Annotated in this window: 19 protein-coding genes and 1 pseudogene; 13 read left to right on the top strand and 7 right to left on the bottom strand. The window is 65.7% G+C overall.

Annotation, left to right across the window (positions count from 1 at the left end; genetic code table 11):
* Nucleotides 1-4 precede the first annotated feature (4 nt).
* From KSS94_RS11635 to KSS94_RS11600, 8 genes and pseudogenes are all read left to right on the top strand, one after another.
* On the top strand, nt 5-1,165 hold the full coding sequence (locus KSS94_RS11635) for an L-talarate/galactarate dehydratase (protein WP_217843118.1): 1,161 nt from the start codon (nt 5-7) through the stop codon (nt 1,163-1,165).
* 474 nt (nt 1,166-1,639) lie between these two features.
* Complete coding sequence (locus tag KSS94_RS11630; RefSeq protein ID WP_217843117.1) at nt 1,640-2,734, top strand: SMP-30/gluconolactonase/LRE family protein; 1,095 nt, start codon at nt 1,640-1,642, stop codon at nt 2,732-2,734.
* Between the two features lie 349 nt (nt 2,735-3,083).
* The gene (locus KSS94_RS11625) at nt 3,084-4,520 is read left to right on the top strand and encodes an NAD(P)/FAD-dependent oxidoreductase (protein WP_217843116.1); all 1,437 of its coding nucleotides are present in this window, start codon (nt 3,084-3,086) and stop codon (nt 4,518-4,520) included.
* Nucleotides 4,521-4,590: 70 nt separating this feature from the next.
* Nucleotides 4,591-4,821 (top strand): twin-arginine translocase TatA/TatE family subunit, encoded by a 231-nt coding sequence (locus KSS94_RS27365; protein ID WP_217843115.1) that lies wholly within the window; start codon nt 4,591-4,593, stop codon nt 4,819-4,821.
* A gap of 3 nt (nt 4,822-4,824) precedes the next feature.
* Nucleotides 4,825-5,022 (top strand): annotated as a pseudogene (gene tatB, locus KSS94_RS11615) (Sec-independent protein translocase protein TatB); the annotation flags it as partial.
* 38 nt (nt 5,023-5,060) lie between these two features.
* Complete coding sequence (gene tatC / locus KSS94_RS11610) at nt 5,061-5,813, top strand: twin-arginine translocase subunit TatC (RefSeq protein ID WP_217843113.1); 753 nt, start codon at nt 5,061-5,063, stop codon at nt 5,811-5,813.
* 255 nt (nt 5,814-6,068) lie between these two features.
* Nucleotides 6,069-7,418 carry a Na+/H+ antiporter NhaA gene (nhaA, locus tag KSS94_RS11605; RefSeq protein ID WP_217843112.1) on the top strand — a complete coding sequence of 450 codons (1,350 nt, stop codon included), beginning with the start codon at nt 6,069-6,071 and terminating at the stop codon, nt 7,416-7,418.
* Nucleotides 7,419-7,714: 296 nt separating this feature from the next.
* Nucleotides 7,715-8,941: an MFS transporter gene (locus tag KSS94_RS11600; protein WP_217843111.1), complete on the top strand. Its 1,227-nt coding sequence runs from the start codon at nt 7,715-7,717 to the stop codon at nt 8,939-8,941.
* Nucleotides 8,942-9,103: 162 nt separating this feature from the next.
* On the opposite strand, the gene KSS94_RS11595 is transcribed toward KSS94_RS11600, so the two are convergent.
* The 5 genes from KSS94_RS11595 to KSS94_RS11575 all read right to left on the bottom strand — a co-directional run bounded on the left by KSS94_RS11595 (nt 9,104) and on the right by KSS94_RS11575 (nt 14,471).
* Nucleotides 9,104-10,519, bottom strand: a complete 1,416-nt coding sequence (locus KSS94_RS11595) for an aspartate ammonia-lyase (protein WP_217843110.1) — start codon at nt 10,517-10,519, stop codon at nt 9,104-9,106.
* Complete coding sequence (locus KSS94_RS11590) at nt 10,506-11,495, bottom strand: LysR family transcriptional regulator (protein WP_217843109.1); 990 nt, start codon at nt 11,493-11,495, stop codon at nt 10,506-10,508. Before KSS94_RS11590 ends, KSS94_RS11595 begins: the two co-directional genes overlap by 14 nt.
* 27 nt (nt 11,496-11,522) lie before the next feature.
* Nucleotides 11,523-12,875: an MFS transporter gene (locus KSS94_RS11585; RefSeq protein WP_217843108.1), complete on the bottom strand. Its 1,353-nt coding sequence runs from the start codon at nt 12,873-12,875 to the stop codon at nt 11,523-11,525.
* Between the two features lie 253 nt (nt 12,876-13,128).
* Nucleotides 13,129-13,620, bottom strand: a complete 492-nt coding sequence (locus KSS94_RS11580) for a GNAT family N-acetyltransferase (protein ID WP_217843107.1) — start codon at nt 13,618-13,620, stop codon at nt 13,129-13,131.
* A 119-nt stretch (nt 13,621-13,739) separates the two neighbouring features.
* Nucleotides 13,740-14,471, bottom strand: a complete 732-nt coding sequence (locus KSS94_RS11575; RefSeq protein WP_217843106.1) for an SDR family oxidoreductase — start codon at nt 14,469-14,471, stop codon at nt 13,740-13,742.
* Between the two features lie 122 nt (nt 14,472-14,593).
* Between KSS94_RS11575 and KSS94_RS11570 the strand changes: the two genes are divergently transcribed.
* The 5 genes from KSS94_RS11570 to KSS94_RS11550 all read left to right on the top strand — a co-directional run bounded on the left by KSS94_RS11570 (nt 14,594) and on the right by KSS94_RS11550 (nt 20,660).
* Entirely contained in the window at nt 14,594-15,394 is an 801-nt protein-coding gene (locus tag KSS94_RS11570; protein WP_217843105.1) for a LysR family transcriptional regulator, read from the top strand.
* A 292-nt stretch (nt 15,395-15,686) separates the two neighbouring features.
* A complete protein-coding gene (locus tag KSS94_RS11565) occupies nt 15,687-16,277 on the top strand; it encodes a fimbrial protein (RefSeq protein WP_369991499.1) in 591 nt (196 codons plus the stop codon).
* Between the two features lie 68 nt (nt 16,278-16,345).
* Nucleotides 16,346-17,065 (top strand): fimbrial biogenesis chaperone, encoded by a 720-nt coding sequence (locus KSS94_RS11560; RefSeq protein WP_217843103.1) that lies wholly within the window; start codon nt 16,346-16,348, stop codon nt 17,063-17,065.
* Nucleotides 17,066-17,275: 210 nt separating this feature from the next.
* On the top strand, nt 17,276-19,669 hold the full coding sequence (locus tag KSS94_RS11555) for a fimbria/pilus outer membrane usher protein (RefSeq protein ID WP_225935894.1): 2,394 nt from the start codon (nt 17,276-17,278) through the stop codon (nt 19,667-19,669).
* Nucleotide 19,670: 1 nt separating this feature from the next.
* Nucleotides 19,671-20,660, top strand: a complete 990-nt coding sequence (locus tag KSS94_RS11550; protein WP_217843101.1) for a fimbrial protein — start codon at nt 19,671-19,673, stop codon at nt 20,658-20,660.
* 148 nt (nt 20,661-20,808) lie between these two features.
* On the opposite strand, the gene KSS94_RS11545 is transcribed toward KSS94_RS11550, so the two are convergent.
* Nucleotides 20,809-21,648, bottom strand: coding sequence for an EAL domain-containing protein (locus KSS94_RS11545; protein WP_217843100.1), 840 nt, complete (start codon nt 21,646-21,648; stop codon nt 20,809-20,811).
* Nucleotides 21,649-21,768: 120 nt separating this feature from the next.
* A complete protein-coding gene (locus KSS94_RS11540) occupies nt 21,769-24,966 on the bottom strand; it encodes an ATP-binding protein (RefSeq protein WP_225935872.1) in 3,198 nt (1,065 codons plus the stop codon).
* Nucleotides 24,967-24,968 lie beyond the last annotated feature (2 nt).

Raw genomic sequence — 24,968 nt, 5'->3', positions numbered from 1 at the left:
CCCCATGCTCGCACAAGAACAACAACGCCCTAGCGCCGACGGCGACCGCATCACTTATGTGAAGGTGTCCTCGGTATTTTTGCCGCTGGCCAACCCGATTAGTGACGCCAAGGTGCTCACCGGGCGGCAGAAGCCGATGACCGAAATTGCCATTCTGTTCGCCGAGATCGAGACTGCGGACGGCCACCGGGGCCTGGGCTTCAGCTACTCCAAGCGCGCCGGCGGCCCGGGGCAGTTCGCCCATGCCCAGGAGATTGCCCCGGCGCTGCTCGGCGAGAACCCCAGCGACATCGCCAAGCTGTGGACCAAGCTGTGCTGGGCCGGCGCCTCGGTGGGCCGCAGCGGCCTGTCGACCCAGGCCATCGGCGCCTTCGACGTGGCCCTGTGGGACCTCAAGGCCAAGCGCGCCAACCTGTCGCTGGCCCGGTTGCTCGGTGCCCAGCGCGACTCGGTGCGTTGCTACAACACCTCTGGCGGCTTCCTGCACACGCCGCTGGAGCAGTTGCTGAAAAACACCGACCTGTCCCGCGAAAAAGGCATTGGCGGGATCAAGCTGAAGGTCGGCCAGCCGGATTGCGCGGTGGACCTGCACCGCGTGAGCACCGTGCGCGAGCACCTGGGCGAGAGCTTCCCGTTGATGGTCGATGCCAACCAGCAGTGGGATCGCCCCACTGCCCAGCGCATGTGCCGGCGCTTCGAGGAGTTCAACCTGGTGTGGATCGAAGAACCGCTGGACTGCTACGACGCCGAAGGCCATGCCGCCTTGGCCCAGCAGTTCGACACCCCCATCGCCACTGGCGAGATGCTCACCAGCGTGGCCGAGCACGCCGAGTTCATCAAACTGCGCGGCGCCGACTACCTGATGCCGGACGCGCCGCGGGTCGGCGGCATTACGCCGTATTTGAAAGTAGCGGCCATGGCCGAGCAGGCCGGGGTGATGATTGCCCCGCACTTTGCCATGGAGCTGCACGTGCACCTGGCGGCCACCTACCCGACCGAGCCCTGGGTCGAGCATTTTGAATGGCTGGAGCCGCTGTTCAACGAACGCCTCGAAACCCGCGACGGGCGCATGCTGGTACCGACCCGGCCGGGGTTGGGGTTGTCGTTGAGTGAGCGGGTGTTGGGGTGGACGGCGCAGGTGGCCGAGTTCGGCAAGCGGGGGTAAGAGTCCGCGGTTGTGGCTGCCAGGCGTTCGCCGAAAGCCTTCTGGCGCCTATCAGACCGAGCGCCGCCCGCGCGGCGCATCGCGGGACAAGCCCGCTCCCACATCTGTTTCGGGCCAGTTATGCCTGTGCAAGTACCGGCGCCTGCCTTGGTGCATGCCTTGAGTCATGTGGAGCGGCAGCAACGCCCACGCTGAAACCGCGTCGAGCCAACAAGGCGGACCAGGTAATGGCACAGAACAGACTGGCCCGAAACAGATGTGGGAGCGGGCTTGTCCCGCGATGCGCCGCGCGGGCGGCGCTCGATCTCATAGGCGCTGCAACCCTTTCGGCGAACACCTGGCAGCCATGACGCGACCACCCGTGTTGTACGACATCATTTGACCAGAACCCCGGAATCCTGAATATTGGTTGCGCAACCACCCCCGGCCTCCCAGGCCCGGGGCCGCAACCCATAACAAAAACAAGGATCCTCAATGCACCCGCACTCCCCTGCTTCAGCCCGCCGCCACTTCCTCAAGCAATCCCTCACCCTTGCCGCCGCCGCAGCCGGCGCCACAGCCCTGCCGCGCCTGGCAACGGCCGGCGAGCCGATCAGCCAGCGCTACCCCGACCCGATGATCGAGGTGCTCGACGACAGCTTCACCCGCTACCGCATCTTCAACGCCGGCGTCGAACGCCTGGCCACCGGCCTGTACTGGGCAGAAGGTCCGCTGTGGGTCGGTGACGGCCGCTACCTGCTGTTCAGCGACGTGCCCAACAACCGCATCATGCGCTGGGACGAGATCAGCGACAGCCTGGGCGTGTACCGCCACAACTCCAACTACTCCAACGGCCTGGCCCGCGACCTGCTGGGCCGGCTGATCGTCTGCGAAGGCTCGACCACCAGCAGCGAGGGCCGCCGCGTCACCCGCACCGAACACGACGGCAGCATCACCGTGCTGGCCGACAACTTCGACGGCAAGCGCTTCAACTCCCCCAACGATGTGGTGGTCAAGAGCGATGGTTCGGTGTGGTTCACCGACCCGCCCTTCCAGACGGGCAACGACTACGAAGGCCACAAGCTCAAGCCCGAACTGCCCGATGCGGTGTACCGCATCGACGGCAAGACCTTGAAAGTCACCCAGGTGATCAAGGACTTCGCCGGCCCCAACGGCCTGTGCTTCGCCCCCGACGAAAAGACCCTGTACGTGATCGAAGCGCGCGCCAAGCCCAACCGTATCGTCTGGGCCTACACGGTGAATGCCGATGGCAGCCTGGGCGAACGGCGCAAGCATGTCGAAGGCACCGGCTACGGCGCCCTGGACGGCATGAAATGCGATGAAGACGGCAACCTGTGGTGCGGCTGGGGCAGCCCGGGGGTGAAGGAAGCCAACCCTGAGCAACTGGACGGCGTACGGGTATTCAACCCGCAAGGCCAGGCCATCGGCCATATCCACCTGCCGGAGCGCTGCGCCAACCTGTGCTTCGGCGGCGCCAAGGGCAACCGCCTGTTCATGGCCAGCTCGCGCTCGGTGTATGCGCTGTACGTCAACACCCGCGGCGCCACGCTAGCCGCAGCACAGGGCTGAAATAGTCCCCCCTCCCTGTAGGAGCAGGCTTGCCCGCGAACACCGGCATGGCCGGTGCCAGGCAATGCACTTTGCAGGCCCGGCCCTATCGCCGGCAAGCCGGCTCTCAAAGAACAAGCTATAAGTCATTGATTTAACACGATCTCTGCGAGACCGGCTCTCTGCGCGACAGCGCAGCCCAAAGGGCTGGGTGATCTCCAACAGGGATTGCAGTAGAGGCAGATTGACGCACCCCACTCTCGATCATACAATCTGTATACACATTGTATTCTATTGATAGAAATCAATGCCAAGCAGGAACTCGCGTGGCAGCGAGCACCGCAAACCCCTTAGATCGAGATGGATGTAAATGGCAGTTACGCGCAGGAAAGTACTTATCGGGGCCGGCGTCGGCGCAGGTGTGGTTGCAGCAGGCGGAGCAGCCAGCCTGCTCAATGACGGCATCCCTGCCGACCCGTCCACCCTTCACCGCGTCACTTCGCTGCCCCGCGACGACTCGTCTCCGGGCTGGTTCCACACCAGCCGCGTGCGCCAGCCCAAGGCACCACTGGTAGGTGACGACCAGGCGCCGTGGGTGGTGATCGGTGGCGGCTTCACCGGCCTTGCCGCCGCTCGCCAGCTGGCCCTGAACTTCCCCCAGGACCGGGTGATCCTGGTCGAGGCGCAGCAGGTCGGCTTCGGCACCTCCGGGCGTAACGCAGGCTTCTTGATCGACGTCCCCCACGACATCGGCGCCCCCGACTACATCGGCGACAAGACCAACGCCAAGAACGTTTTGCACCTGAACCAGCGCGGCCAGGGCATCCTTCGCGACCTGGTCGAGGAGCACAAGATCGTCGACGCCCACCTGCGCCACTCCGGCAAGTACCAGGCGGCCATCGAAGATAAAGGCATTGCCGTGCTCAACGCCTACCGTGGCGGCCTCGAGGCCCTGGGCGAGAAGGTCGAGCTGATCGAAGGCAACGAGCTGAAAGACCACATCGGCACCTCGTTCTACCGCAAGGCGCTGTACACCCCCGGCACCATGCTGGTGCAACCTTCGGCACTGGTGAAAGGCCTGGCCGACAGCCTGCCCGAGAACGTCACCCTGTACGAAGACACGGTGATCACCGCCGTCGACTACGGCCAGAAAATCGTCCTGCACCACCCCACCGGGCGCATCACCGCCGGCAAGCTGATCCTTGGCAACAACCACTTCGGCCAGCACTTCGGCTTCCTCGAAAACCGCATGCTGCCGATCTTCACCTACGGCAGCCTGACCCGCCAGCTGACCCCGGCCGAGCAGGCCAGCATCGGTGGCCAGGAGTTCTGGGGCGTGATCCCGGCCGACCCGTTCGGCAGCACCCTGCGCCGCACCCACGACAACCGCATCCTGGTGCGCAACAGCTTCAGCTTCAACCCGGACGGCCGCTCCAAGGATGGCTACACCGAGAAGGTCCGCGCCAGCCACCGCCTGTCGTTCGAACGCCGCTTCCCGACCCTCACCGAAGTGCCGTTCGAGCACACCTGGGGTGGCGGCCTGGGCATGACCCGCAACGGCGCCGGCTTCTTCGGCGAGTTGCGCGAGAACGTGTATGGCGCCCTGGCCTGCAACGGCCTGGGCACCGTGCGCGGTACCGCCACCGGCACCCTGCTGGCGAACATGCTGGCCGGCAAGATGGAGCCGCTGACCGAGTTCCTGCTGGCTGCGCCCAAGCCTAACTGGAACCCGCCGCAACCTGCGCTTTCGCTGGGGGTGAACTTCACCCTGCGCACCGGCCAGGCCCGCGCCGGCCTGGAAGCCTGACCCGGCAGGCTGGCGCCTTGTGCGCCAGCCTCCTCCCCCCTGCCCGAGCGGCACACCTGTAGAGAACACCATGGGTATTTTTGACTGGAAACACTGGATCGTCCTGTTGGGTGTCGTGGTCCTGGTCTTCGGCACCAAGAAGCTGAAGAACCTCGGCGGCGACCTGGGCGAATCGATCAAGGGCTTTCGCAAGGCCATGAGCGATGAAGAGCAAGCCCCCGCACCTGCTGTACAGGCGCAACCGAACCACAGCGTCGATGGCCAGGCACAACCCGCCCACGCCGCGCCACACAAAGACTGAAGCATGTTTGGTATCAGCTTCAGCGAACTGCTGCTTATCGGCCTGGTGGCCTTGCTGGTGCTCGGCCCCGAGCGCCTGCCCGGCGCCGCGCGTACTGCCGGGGTGTGGGTCGGCCGGCTGAAACGCAGCTTCAATGCGATCAAGACCGAGGTCGAGCGCGAAATCGGCGCCCACGACATGCACCGCCCGTTACACACCGAGCAACCCAAACCTGAACAACCCCAACCACCGCGAGCCCCATGATCGACAACCGGCAACCCGACCAGCCGCAGCCGCTGGTCTCGCACCTGACCGAACTGCGCACCCGCCTGCTGCGCTGCGTGGCGGCCATCTTCCTGATCTTCGCCGGGCTGTTCAGCTTCGCCCAGCAGATCTACACCCTGGTATCGGCGCCGCTGCGCGACCACCTGCCGGCCAACGCGACGATGATCGCCACCGACGTGGCCTCGCCATTTCTCACGCCGTTCAAGCTGACCATGATCGTCTCGGTGTTTTTGGCGATTCCGTTCATCCTGCAGCAGATCTGGGGCTTCATCGCACCGGGGCTGTACCGCCAGGAAAAGCGCATCGCCATCGCGCTGCTGGTGTCGAGCATCGTGCTGTTCTATGCCGGCATGGCCTTCGCCTACTTTCTGGTGTTCCCGCTGATGTTCAGCTTCTTCGCTGCCGCCACCCCGGCGGGCGTGGCGATGATGACCGACATCGCCAACTACCTCGACTTCGTCATGACCCTGTTCTTCGCCTTTGGCGTCGCCTTCGAGATCCCGGTGGCGGTGGTGCTGCTGGTGTGGATCGGCGTGGTCGACGTGCAATACCTGAAGAAGGTGCGCCCGTACGTGGTCATCGGCTGCTTTGTGGTCGGCATGCTGCTCACCCCGCCGGACATCTTCTCGCAGACCCTGCTGGCGGTGCCCATGTGGCTGTTGTTCGAGGCCGGCGTGCTGTGCGCCAGCCTGGTGCGCAAGCGCAACGAGGTTGCTTGCATTGGCTAGCAGTTTGCCCCGGGCGCTGCACGATTATGTGGGAGCAACTGTCTTGTACTGCCTGAACCGGCCTCATCGCCGGCAAGCCGGCTCCTACAGGTACAGCGCAGGTTTGGCCCTGCAGCCGAAGGCCGCCGCAGCCACCCGGGGTACAACTGTACCGGCAGTTTCTGTACAATCGCCGCCGGGTGCTAGCTGCAAGGTGCAGTGAAGCAGGTTAAATATCAGCGCAGGTCGGGCCGCCTAGCGGGAGTACTTGCGCCTATGCAAAAACCACACTTGCCTCGCGCCCAACAGCTGGCCCAGCGCGCCTTCGCCAGCCTCGAGCGCTTCGTGCACATCGAGGCGGTCAGCGGTGTCGTGCTGCTGGTCGCGGCCATCGCCGCACTGATCTGGGCCAACTCCTCGGCCGCCGAACACTACGAAGCCCTGTGGCACACCCCGATCACCCTGGGTGTGGGTTCGCTGGTGTACGCACAATCCCTGCACTTCTGGATCAACGATGGCCTGATGACCATCTTCTTCCTGGTCGTGGGCATGGAAATCCGCCGCGAAATCCATGAAGGCGCCCTCGCCAGCCTGCGCCAGGCCACCTTGCCCATGGCCGCAGCCATCGGCGGCGTGGCAGTGCCGGCGCTGGTCTACCTGATTTTCAACCACGCACCGCCAGAAGCGCGCGGCTGGGCCGTGCCCACCGCCACCGACATCGCCTTCGCGGTCGGCGTGCTGGCCCTGCTGGGCAAGTCGATCCCGTCCAACGTGCGGGTGTTCCTGCTGGCCCTGGCGATCATCGATGACATCATCGCGGTGCTGATCATCGCGTTCTTCTATTCCGGCGGCCTGGACTACAGCGGTTTCGGCGTTGCCGCCATCGGCCTGCTGATGGTGGTCGGTCTGCAGAAAATCGGTATCGGCTCGGCCTACGCCTACATCATCCCAGGCGCCATCACCTGGCTGGGGGTGTTGATGACCGGCGCCCACCCGACGCTGGCCGGCGTGGTGCTGGGCTTGATGACCCCGGTAACCGCCATGCCCATGCGCGAGCGCCCGCTGGAGGCGATCGGCCGCTTCACCGACGAACTGTTGGGCCGGGCCAAGGCTGATCGCGATGCCGGCGAACTGCTCGACCCGCTCAAGCGCCTGCGCCTGGCCCAGCGTGAACTGCTGCCGCCGGTGGTGCGCATGCAGGGCACCCTGCACCCGTGGGTAGCCTTTGGCATCATGCCGCTGTTCGCCCTGGCCAACGCCGGCGTGAGCCTGTCGGGGGTCGACCTGAGCAGCGGCGCGCCGCAGTGGGTCATGCTCGCGGTCATGCTGGCACTGGTGATGGGCAAGCCCCTGGGCATATTCACCGTCAGCTGGCTGATGGTGCGCCTGGGCTGGTGCACGCTGCCGGCCGGGGTCAACTGGCGCGGCATCCTGCTGATCGGGCTGCTGGCCGGTATCGGCTTCACCATGTCGATCTTCATCGCCAACCTGGCCTTCACCGACGCTGCGGCACTGGGCGCAGCCAAACTTGGCGTGCTGTGCGCCTCGGTGGTTGCCGCCAGCCTTGGCCTGGCCTGGGGCGCCTGGTGCATTCGCCGCGGGAGCATCGGCAAGCGGTCTGAATAGCAAAGGTTTTGTACTGCCTGTACTGGCCTCATCGCCGGCAAGCCGGCTCCTACAAGGTTGCGTTACCTCTGTAGGAGCCGGCTTGCCGGCGATGAGGCCGGTACAACCCCCACCACGCCCCCGCTCCCGCGCTCCAAACGTGCAACCGCTCTGCAACCAGCCTTTCATCGATCCCACTGATGATTACTATCAAGCCGCTCGCTTATCGGGCCGGCCCGACCCGCTTTTATAATCGCCTTCAATTTTCCCCCTACCCTTCGCCTGCCCCAGGCGCCATCCCCTTTGGAACCTACTCCATGCCAAACCCCAACCAGCCCGCCCAGGGCGTCCCCGAACACAACCAGCAAAGCGTCCTCCAGCAATGGTTGGCGATCCTCTCGGTCGCGGTGGGCGCCTTCGCCCTGGTGACCAGCGAGTTCCTCCCGGTGGGCGTACTCAACGACGTCGCCAGCGACCTGGGCATCAGCGCCGGCCACGCCGGGCTGATGGTCACCCTGCCCGGCATCATGGCCGCCCTCGCCGCACCGTTGCTGTCGGTGGGCATCGGTGCCATGGACCGGCGCTACCTGCTGATCGGCCTGACCCTGATCATGATCGCCGCCAACGCCGTGGTGGCCTACGCCACCGACTTCGGCCTGCTGCTGTTCGGCCGCGTGCTGCTGGGGGTGAGCATCGGTGGCTTCTGGGCCACCGCCATCGCCTTGAGCGGCCGGCTGGCGCCCAAGGGCGTGGGTGTGGCCCAGGCCACTTCGATCATCATGGTCGGCGTAACCCTGGCCACCGTGCTCGGCGTGCCGGTGGGCACCTGGCTGAGCGGCCTGATGGGCTGGCGCATGACCTTTTTGGTGACCGCCCTGCTGGGCGTGCCGGTGCTGCTGGCGCAAATGCTGTTGCTGCCGCGGCTGAACCCGGACAAGGCGATTCGCATCAGCGACCTGCCGGCACTGTTCATCAACCCGCAGGCGCGGGTCGGCCTGATTGCCGTGCTGCTGATTGGCCTTGCGCACTTTGCCGCCTATACCTATGTGGCGCCGTTCTTCAAGCAAAGCGCCGGCTTCGATGGCCCGACCATCGGTTCGCTGTTGCTGCTGTACGGGGTAGCCGGGGTGCTGGGTAACCTGTTCGCAGGCTTTGCCGCCAACCAGAGCGTGCGCTACACCTTGCTGCTGGTGGCGCTGATGATTGCCATCAGCACCGCGCTGTTCCCTTACTTCGCCACCAACCTGACCGGCGCGGCAATGCTGATCGCCCTGTGGGGCTTCGCCTTCGGCGCCTTCCCGGCTTGCGCCAGCATCTGGATGTTCGTGGTGGCGCCCAAGGACGTGGAACGCGGCATGCCACTGTTCGTCGCCATGTTCCAGGTGATCATCGCCCTGGGCTCGTTCTTCGGCGGGCGCATCGTCGACCAGATGGGCAGCGCCGTGCTGCTCAGCCTGGCCACGGCGCTGGTGGGTTGCGGCTTCGTCACCGTGCTGGTGCTGGGGCGCAGCGTCAGCAATCGCCTGGCGGCGAGTGTGGCGTAATCTGCGTACCGTGGCCCTTGTAGGAGCGGCCTCGCGTCGCGAAAGGGCTGCGTAGCAGCCCCGGGGTTGCAGCGTTAATGCAAAAATCGTTGGGGCCGCTTTGCGGCCCTTTCGCGGCACGAGGCCGCTCCTACAGGAACCATGCACGAGGGCGACGCTGCCTCACTGCCCCTCGAACACCGGGTAGGACGCCTTCTCGATCGCGGCCATCGCCTCGGCCTCGGTCATCACCCCCGACTCGGCCATGATCGCCAGCAGCGAGCGGCCTTCGTTCACCGACTGGCGTGCCAGCTTGCTCACCTGGGCATAGCCCAGGCGCGGCACCAGCGCGGTGGCCACGGCCATGGAGTCGGTCAGGTGCGCCAGGTTGCGCGCCTCATCTGCCTGGATGCCGGCCACGCATTTTTCTCGGAAGCGCTGAATACCCTGGGTCAGCAAGGTGATGCTGTCGAACACCCGCGAGGCCACCACCGGCTCGAAGTGGTTGATCTCAAGCTCGCCGTACTGCACCGCCTGGGCCACCGCCACATCGTTGCCGATCACCGCGAAGCTCAGCTGGATCATCGCCATCGGCAGCACCGGGTTGACCTTGCCGGGCATGATCGACGAACCGGCCTGGGCCTCGGGCAGCTTGATCTCGCCCAAACCCGCCACCGGGCCTGAAGACAGCTTGGTCAGGTCGGCGGCAATCTTGGCCAACGACGCCGAGCAGGTGCGCAGCTCACCAGAAACCCGGGCGAACACGTCCATGTTCTGCATGGCATCGAACGGGTTTGCCGGGGCCAGGTAGTCCACCTGGGTGATACGGCCCAGGTGCTGATACACCGCCGCACGGTAAGCGGCCGGGGCGCCGAAGCCGGTGCCGATGGCAGTGCCGCCCAGCGGCAGGGTGCGCAGCTTGTCGCGCACCGCCACCAGTTCGTCGGCCAGGCGCACGGTCAGCGAGGCATAGCCCGAGAACAGCTGCCCCAGGCGCATCGGCTGGGCATCCTGCAGGCAGGTGCGGCCCAGGTGCAGCACATCGGCAAACTGCACAGCCTTGGCCTGGAACACCTCGGCCAGCAGGCGCACCTGCTCGATCAGCCCGGCCAGCATGGCATGGGTGGCGATTTTCAGCGCCGCCGGATACACGTCGTTGGTCGACTGCGAGATGTTCACATGGTCGTTGGGGTGCACCACCGCGTAGCTGCCAGCGGCATGGCCGAGCAACTGCTGGGCGCGGTTGGCGATCACCTCGTTGAAGTTCATGTTGGTCGAGGTGCCGCCGGAGCCTTCCAGCAGGTCGACGATCAACGAGTCGTCGCATTCGCCTGCCATCAGTGACTGGCAGGCCAGGGCGATGGCCTCGGCCTGGGCGCCCTGCAGCACCCCGCAGTCCAGGTTGGCCAGCGCTGCGGCCCACTTGCACTGGGCGAAGGCATCGCGAAACGCCGGGTAATGGGCCACGCTCAGCGGCGAGATGCTCAGGTTGTCGAAGCCGCGCACGCTGTTGACCCCGTACAGCTTGCCAGCCGGGATCTGCACATCGCCCACGTAGTCTTGCTCGACGCGCACGTCGACACGGTCAAAAGTACTCACGGGTATTTCCCTCATCGAAATTCACTAGAGCCTCGACCCCCTTGCCCAGCGCCTTCAGGCGCGGCAGGAAGGAATCGAGGATGACGGCACGCGCCGACTCGCAGGCATCTGCAAAGAAGGCGCTGTATTCGTTGCGCCGGGCCACCAGGTACAGCGAGCGTTCCAGGCTCAGCTCAGGGGCCAGGTGGGCGGTGACGTTGTCGACCCAGGGCAAGGCCTGGAGAAAACACATCGGGCTGGTCACCGCCCAGCCGATGCCCTCGGCGACCATCGCGGTCAGGGCGTCGGCGTTGTCCAGTTCCAGGCGGTTGGGCACCCGCACGTTGAGGCCACGCAAATGGCGCTCGATCTGCAGGCCCACCTGCGAGGTACGGTTGAAGCGCACCACCGGCAGCACGTTGGCCAGGGCGCGAATGTCGTCGAGGCTGGCCAAGGTCTTGCCCAGGGCCTTGGGGGTGATCACGAAATAACGCTCGGTGAACAGCCGGTAGCGGATCATGTCGTTGGCATCCACCAGCGGGTCGCTGGTGACGATCAGGTCCAGGTCGCGGCGCAGCAGCGACTCGCCCTGCTGCGGGCTCAGGCCGGTGCGCACCGACAGCTGCGCCACCTGCCCCAGCAACTGCCGGGTCAGCGCCGAACCACAGGTGGCGGCGAACGAGTCCACCAGGCCCAGGCGCAGGTCGGGCTTGACCCCGCGCCCGGCGTCCAGCACCTGGGCCTTGAGGTTGAACAACTCCTCGCTGAGCAGCGCGCCACGGTTGCGCAGGGCCAGGCCGAACGGGGTCAGGGTCAGCGGCCGGGTGGTGCGGTCCACCAGCACCACCCCCAGTTCGTCCTCCAGCTGGCGCACCAGCTGCGACACCCCGGACTGCGAGATGCCCATGCGGTTGGCCGCACCCGACATGCTGCCCTCCTCGGCCACGGCGATGAACACCTGTACCGCGTGCATGTCGATCAGTCGCTGGTTGGGCATGGGCGTGCTCTCTCTTTTTGCTCAGGTTCAGTGGGCGTTGGCCGGCCGCTCATCGGCGCCAGCCTGCGCCTGCGCCTCGGGGCTGACGGCGCCAAGCTGCTCCTGGCTGGTTTCCGGGGCGAACAGGTGGCAGAACACGCCGCCGAACACCAGCACCCCGACGCATACGCCCAGGGCGGTATGCACGCCCAGGTGCTGCACGGCAATCGGCAGCAGGAAGGTGGCAAACGCCGAGCCGAAGCGGCTGGCCGCCACCGCCATGCCGATGCCCGAGGCGCGCAGGTGGGTGGGGAACAGCTCGCCGGGGTAGACGAACTCAAGGTTCACCGCCGCGGCCAGCACACAGGCGAAGAAGCCGAAGGCGATGATGGTGCCCAGCGGCCCGAAGCCAGCCCAGGCCAGTGCGGCCAGGCCCACGGCGCTCAGGTAGAAAGTGCCGACCAGAAAACTGCGGCGCGAGATACGGTCGATGATCAGCAGGCCCAGCAGCGCGCCCAGCATCAGCAGCACGTTGTACACCAGGCCGCCAACGAACTTGTCCTGCACGTTCAGCGCTTCGAGTACCCGTGGCGAGAAGGTGCCCAGGGCAAAGAACGGGATCACCTGGCAGGTGTAGAACACGCAGCCAACCAAGGTGTTGCGCCGCCAGCGCTTGCTCATCAGCTCACGGAAACCGCCGCGTTTTTGCACGGTGGCGGGCGTCACCGGCAAGGTCACATGGGGGCCGAACTTGTCACGCACGATGGCCAGCGCCTCTTCAGTGCGGCCACGGGCCGCCAGCCAGATCGGCGACTCCGGCACACCCAGGCGCAGCGGCAGGATCAACAACGCCGGCACGCCACTCAGGGCCAGCATCAGGCGCCAGGCGTCCGGGCCGATGTCGCGGATGGCAAAGCCCACCAGGTAGGCCGCCACGTAACCCGCCGCCCAGGCCGCCGCCAGCACGCTGAGCAGGCGGCCGCGGTAACGCCGTGGGGCGAACTCTGTGACCAGCGACTTGCTCACCACATAATCAAAACCCAGCACCAGGCCCAACAGCAGGCGCAAAACCAGCAGTTGCTCAGGTGAGGTGACGAAGAACTGCGACGCCGAGATCACCGCAAACAGCAGCATGTCCCAGGCAAAGATGCTGCGCCGGCCGAACTTGTCGGCCAGGGGGCCTGCGAACAGGCTGCCGAGAAACAGCCCGGCCAGCGACGCCGCGCCGAGCAAGCCCATCCATAGCGCATTCAATTGCAACGGCCCCGCCGCCATGCTGACCGCGATGCCGATAATCCCTAGCACGAATCCGTCACTGAATTGACCGCCTGTACCGCTGAACACCGTCCGGATATGGAAGCGGCTCAGGGGGAGGTCTTCGAACGAAACTGGACTACTCATTCGTGTCTCCACTTGCATTTTTGTAGTTGTGGGCCGGCTCGGGTGGCCGGTTGCGAGGGAGTGTACGGCTGCAGAATCAGCAAAACAGCATGTGCATTGACAGTATCAGAATGGCTGATACTAGCTGCCAGAGGGGGTGATGGAAGGGCTGTTTGTCGGCGGGTTTCGGCTTTGAAAGCCGGGAGGGAGAAGTACTTGCGGGGAGTGAAAAGCAGAACGCCATCGCGGGGGCCACGATGGCGTCAGCACAGGCTCAAAGCGCCATGACCATCTCATGCCAGGCCATGCCGCCGTGCTCCGAGGGCGATGGCCGCACGTACTGGTAGCCCATCTTGCGGTACAGCTCCACATGCTGCTCCTTGCACATCAGGTGGATGGTGCGCTTGCCCCGGGCCTGCATGCGCGCGATGAACTCGTCCATCAGCCGCCGGGCGTGGCCCTTGCCCTGCTGCGCCGGGTCCACCACCACCGACATGATCACCACGTTGGGGGCTGCCGGGTCATGGCCGACCAGCTCCTTGAACGCCTCGTCGGACATCACCACCTCATGGGCGCAGCCACTGTTGATGAACCCGACGATGCCAGCCTGGTCTTCCAGCAGCAAGAAACCCTGCGGGTACTGGCTGATACGGGTGCGGATCTTTTCAAGCGTGGCGGCCTCGTCGCCTTCATAGGCACCGATCTCGATTTCGTAGCAGCGCTCGGCGTCCTGGATGACAGGTTGCCGGAAGGCGGTGTGGCTCATTGCAAAGGCTCCGGAAGGCAGTGTCGATAACCCCGCCATGGTAAAGCACCCGGCACCGGCCTGCAGAGCTCAAATCTGTAGGAGCCGGCTTGCCGGCTCCTACAGGGGGGCAGCCAATTTCAGGGCTGCTGGCGGGTGGCACAGATCACGATCTCCCGCACACACACCGACTGCGGCTGGCCATAAGCGTAAGCAATGGCCTCGGCGATGGTCTGCGAGCTCAGCACCCCGCCCATCTGCTGCTTCCACTCGTCATAGCCGTCCTTGATGCCCTGGTCGGTGGTATGGCTGAGCAGTTCGGTGTCCACCGCACCCGGCTCGATGGTGATTACCCGCACATTGCTCGGCGAGAGCTCTTCGCGCAGGTTCTCCGACAGGCCGCTGACGGCGAACTTGGTGCCAACATAAGCGACATGGTTGGGGAAGGTCTTGCGCCCGGCCACGGAGCTGACGTTGATGATGGTGCCGTGCTGGCGTTCGACCATGCCGGCGGCCACGGCATGGATGCCGTTGAGCAGCCCGCGCACGTTGATGTCGAGCATGCAGTCCCACTCCGCCGGGTCCTGGGTGGCGATGCTGCCCAGCAGCATCACGCCTGCGTTGTTGATGATCGCATCCACCGGGCCAAAGCGCTCTTCAGCCTGGGCCACGGCGGCCAGCACTGCTGCGCGGTCGGTGACATCCACCGACAGGGCCAGGGTGTGCGGCAGCGCCAGTTGCAACATGGGCTCCAGCCGGCGGGCCAGCAGCAGCAAGGCGTGGCCTTGGCCGGACAGCAACTTGGCGGTGGCCAGGCCAATGCCCGAGCTGGCACCGGTAATCACGACCAGGGGTTTGTGGGTAGTGGTCATCGCAAGCATCCTGTTATTCAAGGTGGTTATGGGTAAAACGCAGGGCCAGTATAGAAAGGCCTGAAAGCCGCGAAAAATGGGATATTCTTGTCGCAGCCATCAGCTTTACTTATGGGTGTCCCGTGGATTACCGTCAGCTTCGCGCGTTCATCGCCGTGTTCGAAGAGCGCAACATCACCGCCGCCGCGCGCGCGATACACCTCAGCCAGCCGGCGCTTTCGGGCAGCATCAAGGCGCTTGAACAGGCGCTGGGCACCACGCTGTTCGTGCGCCAGCCCCGCGGCGTGGAGGTGACCGACGATGCCCGGGCGCTGTACCCCGAAGCCCAGCGCATGGTCGCCGAAGCCAGCCGCTTGCTGAGCCGTTTTCGCGGCGACCGTGAGCGCGTGGCATTGCAGCTTGGCGTAGAGCAGGACATCAGCTCGGCAACCGTGAAAAAGGTCGTGCTCGCCGCTGCCGCAATCACCCCGGCGGTGCGCCTGCAACTGGTGACCGGCTGTATGGGCGCCGCACGGGTGGCCAGCGAGGACCTGCGTTGCGAGGACGAGTTGTTCCTGCCCTTGCACAGCGACCCCTTCGTGCTGGCCCGCCCGCTTGCCGAGCAGGGCGGCGAAGCGACCCGCTGGGTCACCTGCCCCGCCCACCCCAGCCACCAACGGTTGCTGACGTTCTACGGGGTGGCCGCCAGTGCACCAGTGGCCGAGGCCGACACCTTCAGCCTGGCCCTGGAGATGGTCGCCGCCGGGCTGGGGGCCGCCATCGTTCCCGAGTCGCTGGCCGCCGAGCACCCCGGCGTGCATGCCGAGCCGCTGCCGCAGCTGGACCTGCGCCGGCGCATCGGGCTGTGCTATTCGGCCCAGGCGCTGGCGGTCGAAGGGGTTATCCAGTTGCGCGATGCCTTGCAATACGTAGTCGCGAAATAAAGGGGCATGCCCCTGTAGGAGCCGGCTTGCCGGCGATAGGGCCGCCACATGCAGCGCAACAATGTCGCCTGGCACCGGCGGTGCCGGTGATCGCCGGCAAGCCGGCTCCTACAGGTGCAGCGCAGGCCCGCAGCTTATGCGACCCATGCCCCCAAACAGCCAATTGCAGAAGCCTCTTGGCGCCTTCCAAGAATCTTCTCGTTCATCTGCACCACCCCCCTTTCCTAGAATTTCCTCGCGCTGAATCACGGCGCTATCTGCCCGAAAAACCACGCAAGGAATGACACCTCCCATGAAAGCAATCCAGTACCTGATGCTGACCTCGGCCGCCTGCCTGCTGGCCAACACCGCCATGGCCGCGGACGGCACCATCAAATTCACCGGTGAAATTACCGCCGCCTCCTGCGTAGCCTCCGCCGGCGCAGGTTCCTCGGTCGGCGGCAGCCAGGGCCAGCAGATCGTCGACGTCAACCTGGGCAAGGTCAGCGTGGACGCCTTGGGCGGCTCGGCCGAGGGCGGGCTGGCCGCCGGTACCTCGATCAACCTGAACCTGGACTGCGGCAACACCGCCACCAACCTGACCACCGTCAAGTTCGGCTTCGACCCGATGTCCGGCTCGGGGGTAGACCCGCGCAACAACAACCTGCTGAAGACCACCGGCAGCGCCAAAGGCGTGGGCATCGGCATGTACGACCAGAACAGCAAGCTGATCAACCTCTCGGCCAACGAAGCCTACAGTGCACCGCTGACCGTTTCCGGCGAAGGCGCCGAGGCCAAGTACTCCGCCGCCCTGAACATGCGCGCCTCGTACGTGGCAAACGGTGAAGAGATCGTCCCGGGTACCGCCGAAGGCACCCTGCCGTTCACCCTGACCTACGAGTAAGCCAGTACCGCGGGGGTGTGCCGCACCCTCGCGCTTTCCATTCGCCCATCAGATCTTTCGAGCCTTCCATGAAACCAGGATTGCTGTTGCGCCTGTGCGCGCTGCTGGCACTGTCGGTGCCGTCCGGGGCCTGCCTGGCCGGCATCCAGGTCAGTGGCACCCGCATCATCTTCCCGGCCAGCGACCGCGAGGCGGCCATCCAGGTCAGCAACCAGGGCGCCGAGGACATCATGATCCAGTCCTGGGTCGAGGCCGAACCCGGCCACAACCAGGCCGATGTGCCCTTTGCCGTCACCCCCTCGCTGGCCCGCCTGAGCCACCGCAAGCAGCAGACGCTGCGCATTTTCTACCAGGGCAAGGGCCTGGCCACTGACCGTGAGTCGGTGGTGTGGCTGAGCATCCAGGAAATCCCCCAGGTGTCTGCCAGCGACAACAGCCTGCAGGTTGCCTTTCGCCAGCGCCTGAAGCTGTTCTACCGCCCCGCCGGCCTGCCCGGTAGCGCCAGCGAGGCCGCCCGTGAGCTGCGCTGGCAACTGCGCTGGGACGGTGCCACGCCAATGCTGGTAGCCAGCAACGATGCGGCCTTCCATGTGTCGCTGGCCCAGGTGCGGGTAACCGCCAACCAGCAGCAATACACCGTCGAGTCGGCCATGGTCGGCCCGCACGGCAACCGCCAGATGCGCATCAAGGGCCTGCCCGCCGGTTTCAATGGCGCGGCGCAAGTGCACTGGGAGTCGATCAACGACTACGGCGCCCTGGAGCCGCACAGCACTGCGCTGCAGTTCTGACCCGCGTTCTCCCCTTCCCCTTTTCAACCCCCTTGCACGCCGGCGCCCGGCTGGCGTGCCTGCGCGCACAGGAAAGTGCTGTTCATGACCGCCAAGCAATCCAACAGGCCTGTAACGTTGCGCTCCCGCAAGCGCGCGAACGCCAGCATCCCCCTGTTCGCCGCCAGCCTGCTCGGCGCAGGCACGCTGCATGCCGCGCAGTTCAACCCGATGTTCCTGCAGAACAAGGGCGCCGAAGTCGACCTGCGCTACTTCGAGCAGGCCAACGGCGTGGTGCCGGGCACCTACAGCGTCGACCTGTACCTGAACCAGCGCCTGGAGCGCCGCCAGGACATCCGCTTTGCCGTGGATGACGAAGGCGATGCCGCCAACGCCCAGCCCGTGCTCAGCCTCGGCCTGCTGCGCGAACTGGGCGTGGACGTCGAGCGCCTCATGCACGAGGGCATCGTCGATGCAGGCAGCCAGGACAGCGACCCGGTGGTGCTGCTGCGCATCGAAGGCGCTTCGGTGGAGATGGACGCCGCCAGCCTGGCGCTGCACCTGAGCGTGCCCCAGGCCTACATCAAGCGCCGCTCGCGCGGCTACGTCGACCCCTCGCTGTGGGACGACGGCGTGACCGCGCTGTTCAGCAACTACCAGCTGAACTACAACCGCAACACCGGCGGCGGTTTCAGCAGCGACTACGGCTACCTGGGCCTGCGCAGCGGCCTCAACTTCGGCCAGTGGCGCCTGCGCAACGACGCCTCGCTGAGCCAGGGCACCGGCAGCGAGCGGCATTTTTCCAGCAACCGCACTTATCTGGAGCACGATGTCACCGCGCTCAAGGGCCGCCTGGCCATCGGCCAGCTGTACAGCAACGGCGACATCTTCGACAGCAGCCGTTTTCGCGGCCTGCAGCTGGGTTCGGACATCGGCATGCTGCCGGACAACGAGTCCGGCTACGCGCCGGTAGTGCGCGGCATCGCCGAAACCCATGCCACCGTGGAAGTGCGCCAGAACGGCTACGTGATCTATTCCACCACGGTGTCGCCGGGTGCCTTCGAGATCCACGACATCTACCCCGGTGGCTCCAACGGCGACCTGGAGGTGACCATCATCGAGGCCGACGGGCGCAAGCGCAGCTTCAGCCAGGCCTACTCCTACCTGCCAGTGATGGTGCGCCGCGGCACCTTCCAGTACAGCCTGTCGCTGGGCCAGTACGACAACCAGGACCAGCCGGCGCCCAAGCTGTTGCAGGCCACCGCCGTGTATGGCGCCAGCGACAACCTGACCACCTACGGCGGGCTGCTCGGCGCCGACGACTACAACGCCGTCAACCTGGGCCTGGGCCTGAACACCCCGGCGGGCGGCATGTCGCTGGACGTCACCAACAGCCGCTCGCGCCCGGAGCACGGCACCGGCGCCACCGGCCAGAGCGCGCGGTTCTTGTACTCCAAGACGCTCAACAGCACCAACACCACCTTCACCATGGTCGGCTACCGCTACTCCACCGCCGGCTACCGCACCCTCAGCGAGCATATCCAGGAAATGGCCAGCACAGGCCACCCAGGGTTTGTCAGCGGCCGGCCGAAAAACCGCCTCGACCTGAGCATCAACCAGACCGTGGGCAATCACGGTTCGGTGTTTCTGAGTGCCGGCGAAACCAACTACTGGGACCGCACCGGCAATACCCGGCGCATCCAGCTGGGCTACAGCGGCAATATTGGTGAAGTGAGCTTCAACGTTTCGGCCTCGCACACGCAAAGTGCTGGCCGCTCGCGCGACTCGGACAACCAGCTGGCGTTTTCGGTAAGCATCCCGTTCGGCGCCAGTGCCCGCTCGCAGCGCCTGTACAGCAGCTACACCCACGCCGGCAAGGGCGACGACAGCCTGCAGAGCGGGGTGTCCGGCTACCTGGACGACGCCGGCACGCTTTCGTATTCGGCCCAGGCCGGGCAAGCCGGGCGCGAGCGCTCAGGCAGCGTCGGCATGGGCTGGGATTCACCCTCGGCCAAGCTTGCCGGCAACTATGCCAAAAGCGGCGCCTCGCGCCACCTGGACATGACCGCCACCGGCGCCATCGTCGCCCACGCAGGCGGCGTGACTTTTGGCCAGCCAGTGGGCGAAACCTTCGCCCTGGTCGAGGTTCCGGGCGTCAAGGGCGTGGGCCTGGAGGGCGCCAGCGGGCGCACCGACCGCGCCGGTTACACGCTTGAGGGCTATGTGCAGCCCTACCGCTTCAACGACCTGAACCTCGACACCCAGACCTTGGGTACCGACGTCGATGTCAGCGAAACCTCGGCCCGCGTGGTGCCGCGCCGCGGCGCGGTGGTCAAGGCCAGCTTCCAGGCCGCAGCCGGGCGCCGGGTGCAGTTCAGCCTGGCCCAGGCCAGTGGCGCCAAGGTGCCCTTTGGTGCCCAGTTGCTCGAAGGCAAGAAGCTGCTGGCAGTGGTCGACAACCAGTCCCGTGCACTGGTGTTCGGCATCGCCGACAAGGGCCAGCTGCACCTGCGCTGGGCCGGCGGCACCTGCCGCATCCCCTACACCCTGCCTGAGCGCGATGCATCCCTGGTGTACGACCAGGTCAATGCCACCTGCAGCGCCCAACCGGCAACGGAGTCATAAGATGAAACTGAACCTACTCGCCCTCGCGGTAGCCGGCGCCCTGCTGGCCAGCAACAACGCCCAAGCGGCAAACCCGGGCTGCAATTGGTACACCGGTGGCAGCGGTAGCATCAAACGCTACTTCAGCATGACCGCACCCGCACAGATAGAGCTCAAGAGCGCTGCGGTGGGCGCGGTGATGGCGACCGCACCCAAGGCCACCATCCACACCGAGATCTGGCAGATCAAGTGCCCGTACCCGGCCGTTGCCAACTACAGCGGCCGGCACTACGTGGCCGACCGCGAACTGGCCGATGGCTTCACCGATGTCTACAAAACCGGCATCCCGGGGGTGGGCGTCAGGTTCATGAGCGTGGCCGGCAACACCTCCGGCACCCTGCCGCTGAACCAGGACTACAAGAACAGCCCCAGCACCTACATCAACGTGATCAAGTCCGTAGAGCTGCAGTTCATTCGCACTGCGCAGTTCGTCGGCAAGGGCACGGCCAACCTGAGTTACCGTATCGAGCAGGACATCAACGGCTGGAACGCGGCGCAGTTACAGGTGGGCGGCAGTACCGAGCTGACCACCCGCAGCTACTTCACCGGTTGTGCCGGCGTCGAGAAGCTCAACATCCCCATGGGCCGGGTGTCGTTCAGCGAGATCGGCAAGAAGCAGAAAAGCTTCAACCTGGATGTGCTGTGCGAAGGCATGCCGGCGGGTACCAAAATCCCGGTGCGGGTGTATTTCGAGGGCAACTCCGCCGGCCCCGGGCGCCTGAACCTGGACGCAGGGGGGGCGAAGGGCGTGGAAATTACCCTGCGCAATGGCAGCGGCACCTTGCTGCCCTTCACCCGGGGCACCGCCCTGGCCATGAGCTGGGTCAACACCCAGCCCAAGGGCGAGCTGTATCGCCTGCCGGTCAGTGCAACCTATGCAAGGAAGGGGACGGTGAAGGTCGAGGCCGGGGCGGCCAATGCGACCTTGAATTACATTATCGAGTATGACTGAGGGGGCGGGAGGTGTTTGCCGCTAGCCTTGCAGCGTCTATCCGCGGCTGAGTGGAATCTCATAGAAAACCACACCCCATTGATTTCACTCGGTCTCTGTAGGAGCGGCCTTGTGTCGCTCCTACAGGGGCGTGGCGCACCTGCCGCCTTTACGCCCTCCCCGCCAAAAACACCGCCAACTGCCCGGTCGTCATGGGCCTGGCCCACAGATACCCCTGCCCGACCCCAGCCCCCAGTTCCAGCAACATCCCACGCTGGGCCTGGGTCTCGATGCCCTCCACCACCAACTGCATGCCCAACTCCCCGGCCAGCCCCACCCCGTGGCGCACAATCGCCCGCGCACAGCGCGAGCCTTCCAGCCGGCGGGTGAACTCCCCGGCCAGCTTGATCTCGTCGAACGGCAGCTGCTCCAGGCGCCACAGCGACGAATGCCCGGTGCCAAAATCGTCCATCGACAAACGAACGCCCAAGCGCCGCAAGGCAGCCAGGCGCTGCAGCACCTGCGGCGTAACAGCCCCCCAGCCATCCTCGGTGACTTCCAGGGTGACCAGTGACAGCGCCAAGGGGTGGCCCTGCAAACGCGCCACCAGGCGCCGCAGCAAAGCCTCGGTGGCCAGCTGCTGCAGGCTGAGGTTGAAGGCAAAACCGACCGTGCGCCCCTGGCGCTGCAGCGCCAGCTGGCAAGCCAGGCCCTGCTCCAGCAGGCTGCACAGCAGCTCGTCGAGCAGTTGCTCGCGGGCCATCAACGCCATGAAAGCCGCCGGGGACAGCAAGCCGCGTACCGGGTGCTGCCAGCGGGCGAGCACTTCCACCCCTTGCAGCGCCTGGCTGCGCAGGTCGAACTTGGGTTGCACGTAGGCCTGGAACTCACCGCGGCGCAGCCCTGCGCGCAGCTCGTCGGCGTCGATACCTGGCGCCGTCGGCACGGCACGGGCGATATAGCGCACCTGGGCGCCGTTGGGCATGGGAGTGGAATGGGCGATGGACATGTCGGAAAACCCTGCTTCGAATCGTCCGAAAAGCCTACGCCAGCGCCCCTTCGCCGCTTCAGCGAAGCATCTGCCGTGCAGCCGGGAAAGTTCTGGAATTCAACCCGGAAACATCTTGGTTCATTCCGGCTGCAGGGTCTGGCTGATCCGTTGCAGGCTCTGCAAAAGCACCTGGCCCGCCTGCTGCTGCGCATCTGCAGGCCCGCTGGAGCAGGCATCCTCCAGCGCCACGCACTGCTCCAGCAACACCGGGTGATTGAGCAGGTACGCCGTACCCTTGAGCTTGTGGGCGATGCGCCGCACGCCCTGCACGTCACCGGCCGCCAGTGCCTGGCGCAGGGCCGCGCTTTCGCTCTGGTTGCTGGCCACCACCTGGCGGGCCATGGCAGCGCGGATATCGGTGGCCCAGGACGGGCTTTCGGCTGCATGGGGCTGTGCAGCACCGAGCTTGGGGATCAGGCGGTTGAGGGCTGCAAGGTTGGTGGGTTTGGCCAGCGCGTGGTCCATGCCGGCGTCCAGGCACTGCTGCAACGCCTCGCGCTGGGCATCGGCGGTAAGGCCGACTATCAGGCAGGGCCTGACACCCTGCTGGCGCTCCAGGCGGCGCAGGGCTCGGGCCATTTCCAGGCCGTCCATCTCCAGCATGTTGCAGTCGGTGATGACCATGTCGACCTCGTGCTCGCTCCACGCCGCCAGCCCCTCCAGGCCGTTGCTGGCGGTCAGCACACGGTGCCCCAGGTAACCCACCTGCTGCACCAGCAGGTACTGGCTGGGCAAGTGGTCCTCGACCACCAGCACGCTCAGCACGGCATCGCTGCCGGCCTTGGCAGGCGCGCCCTGCGCCACCACGGCGGTGTCGCCCAGTACCCGCTCCAGCACCAGCTCAACGCTCATGCAGGTGCCACTGCCCGGCTCGCTACGCACCTTGAGCGTGCCGCCCATCAGCAGGCACAGCGCCTGGCTGATGGCCAGGCCCAGCCCGGCGCCGGCATTGGGGTCACCGACCGCCCCGTCGGTGACATAAAACGGCTTGAATACCTGCTCCAGCTGCGCGGCGGGTATGCCTGCGCCGGTATCGACCACGCTGATGCAAAAACGCAATGCTGTATCGCCCGAAGCCTGCACCGCGCAGCGCAACTCGACACCGCCCTGTTCGGTGAACTTGATGGCGTTGCTCAGCAGGTTGGACACGATTTGCTTGAGTTTTACCGCATCCACCCACACCTGCTCACCCGCCAGTGCATCGATGTCCAGGTCCAGGCGCAACTGCTTCTGCCGGGCCAGGCCGCCGAATACGTTGCCCACCGAGCGCAGTAGCTCTTCTACCTGCGCAGGTTCCGGAGCCAGGCTCAGCTTGCCCGACTCGATGCGCGAGATATCGAGAATGTCGCCGATCAACGCCAGCAGGCTGATGGCTGACTCATAGGCGATATGGATCGACTGCTGGTTGAGCTCAGCCTCACCGCGCCGGGTCAGCACCAGCTCGAGCATGCCGATGATGGCGTTGAGCGGCGTGCGAATTTCGTGGCTCATGGTCGCCAGAAACACGGTTTTGGCGCGGCTGGCGCGGTCGGCCGAGGCCTTGGCCAGTTGCAGCTCGTCCAGCAGCAACTGGCGCTGCTGCAAGTCGTGGCGTTTGCGCCGGATGCGCCGGCGCTGGGTGACAATCAGCAGCCCGGCCACCAGCAGCAACACCCCGAGCAGTTCGAAGGAGCGCCAGATGAACGACGCCACACCCTCCCAGTACTTGTCGTCGGTGGCCGAGTTGGCCCGCCAACGACCGATGATCTGCAGCGACTGGCCGGGGGTGATATCCAGCAGCGCCTGGTCGAGGATGCCGACCAGTTGCGCCTGCCCCCGGGGCGCGCTGAACACGATGCGCACGCCGGGGCCGTCGAACACGCCGCCGATCTTCAGGCTGCTCTCGTACTTGTACGACAGGTAGTAGCGCGCCACGTTGGCCGGTGCCAGCACTATGTCGGCGCTGGCGTCGCGCACCAGCTTGAACGCCTCGCCCATGGTCTCGGTCTGCCAGAAGTCCAGCTGCGGGTAGCGGGCCTGCAGTTGCTGTAGGTCGAGGTACCCCTTGGCCACCGTCACTGTGCCGCGGGTTTGCGCATCCAGGCGTTGCAGCGTGCCCTCCTGGCGCTGCACGAACAGGTAGGGTGCAGTGGCCAGCGCCCGGCTGTACAGGTAAGGCGCAGGTGCCGACGGCGAGGCTTCGGGCAAAATGCTCAAGGTCGCCGCGCCCTGGCGCAGCAGGCCATCGGCCTCGCTCAGCGAGCTGACCCGGTGGATTTCGAAGTGCAGGCCGGTCTGGCGCCGGATGATGTCCAGCACATCCGAGGCAATGCCGTTGAAACGCCCGCGGTTGTTGAAGAAGGCAAAGGGCGCCAGGTCTTCGCTGACCACCAGGCGCACCGGCCCGGCGCTGTCCAGCCAGGCCAGCTGCGCCGGGCTCAGGCGCGAGCGCAGGTCATCGGCCTTGCAGCCCTCGGCGCCGCTCCACACCTGCTGCGCGGCGATGACTTGGCAAGGTTGCAGCCCACCGAGTGCCCGCTTGAGGATGCCCAGTAGCACGGTATTACCCGGCTCCAGGCCAAAACCCACCAGTACCTGCGGCAAGCTGGCGCTCTGGTTGACCACCAGCTGGTTGCTGAACAACTGGCTCGACAGGTACTGGGTGGACAGCGCATCACCCAGGAACACATCGTTCTCGCCGGTGAGCACCGAGGCCATGGCCAGCAACGCCGACGGGTAATGCTGGAAGCGCCCGCGCCCGCCGGCGCTCTGGAACAGCTCGAGCATCATGCCATTGGCCACGGCGATGCGGGTCTGGCCATCGTCGACGCTGTACTCATGCAGGTTGCCACCCTCGGCGAACAACCCCAGTTCGGTGCGGGCATAGGGCGGGCTCAATGCCAGGCCGTGGCTGTCGGCCATCAGCGGGTTGATGTTGCTGACCATGTCGATACGGCCTTCGCGCAAGGCGCGATACATTGCCTTGCGTGAGTCGAACGCACGCACCCGCACCGGCACACCCAGCTCACGCTGCAGCGCCACCACATAGTCGGCCAGCAGCCCTTCCAGTTGCTGGCCCTCGGCAAAGATGCGCAGCGGCGGCAAGGGTTCCTGCAACACCCCCACCACCAGCGCCTGGCGCTGCGCCAGCCACAGCCGCTCGGGCGCACTGAGCTGTACCTTGAGTTGCTCGAGGGGTTGGCGAGCCAAGGGCTGCAGTTCATGTTCCTGGGCAAGGCCGACGCGCCAGCACAGTAACAGCAGCAGGCAGGCCAACAGGCGAAGTAGAGGGTTCACAG

The organism is Pseudomonas fakonensis (assembly GCF_019139895.1).
GTDB classification, from domain to species: domain Bacteria; phylum Pseudomonadota; class Gammaproteobacteria; order Pseudomonadales; family Pseudomonadaceae; genus Aquipseudomonas; species Aquipseudomonas fakonensis.
Note: the sequence above shows the minus strand (reverse complement) of the source record. Positions and strands in the feature narration are given on the sequence as shown.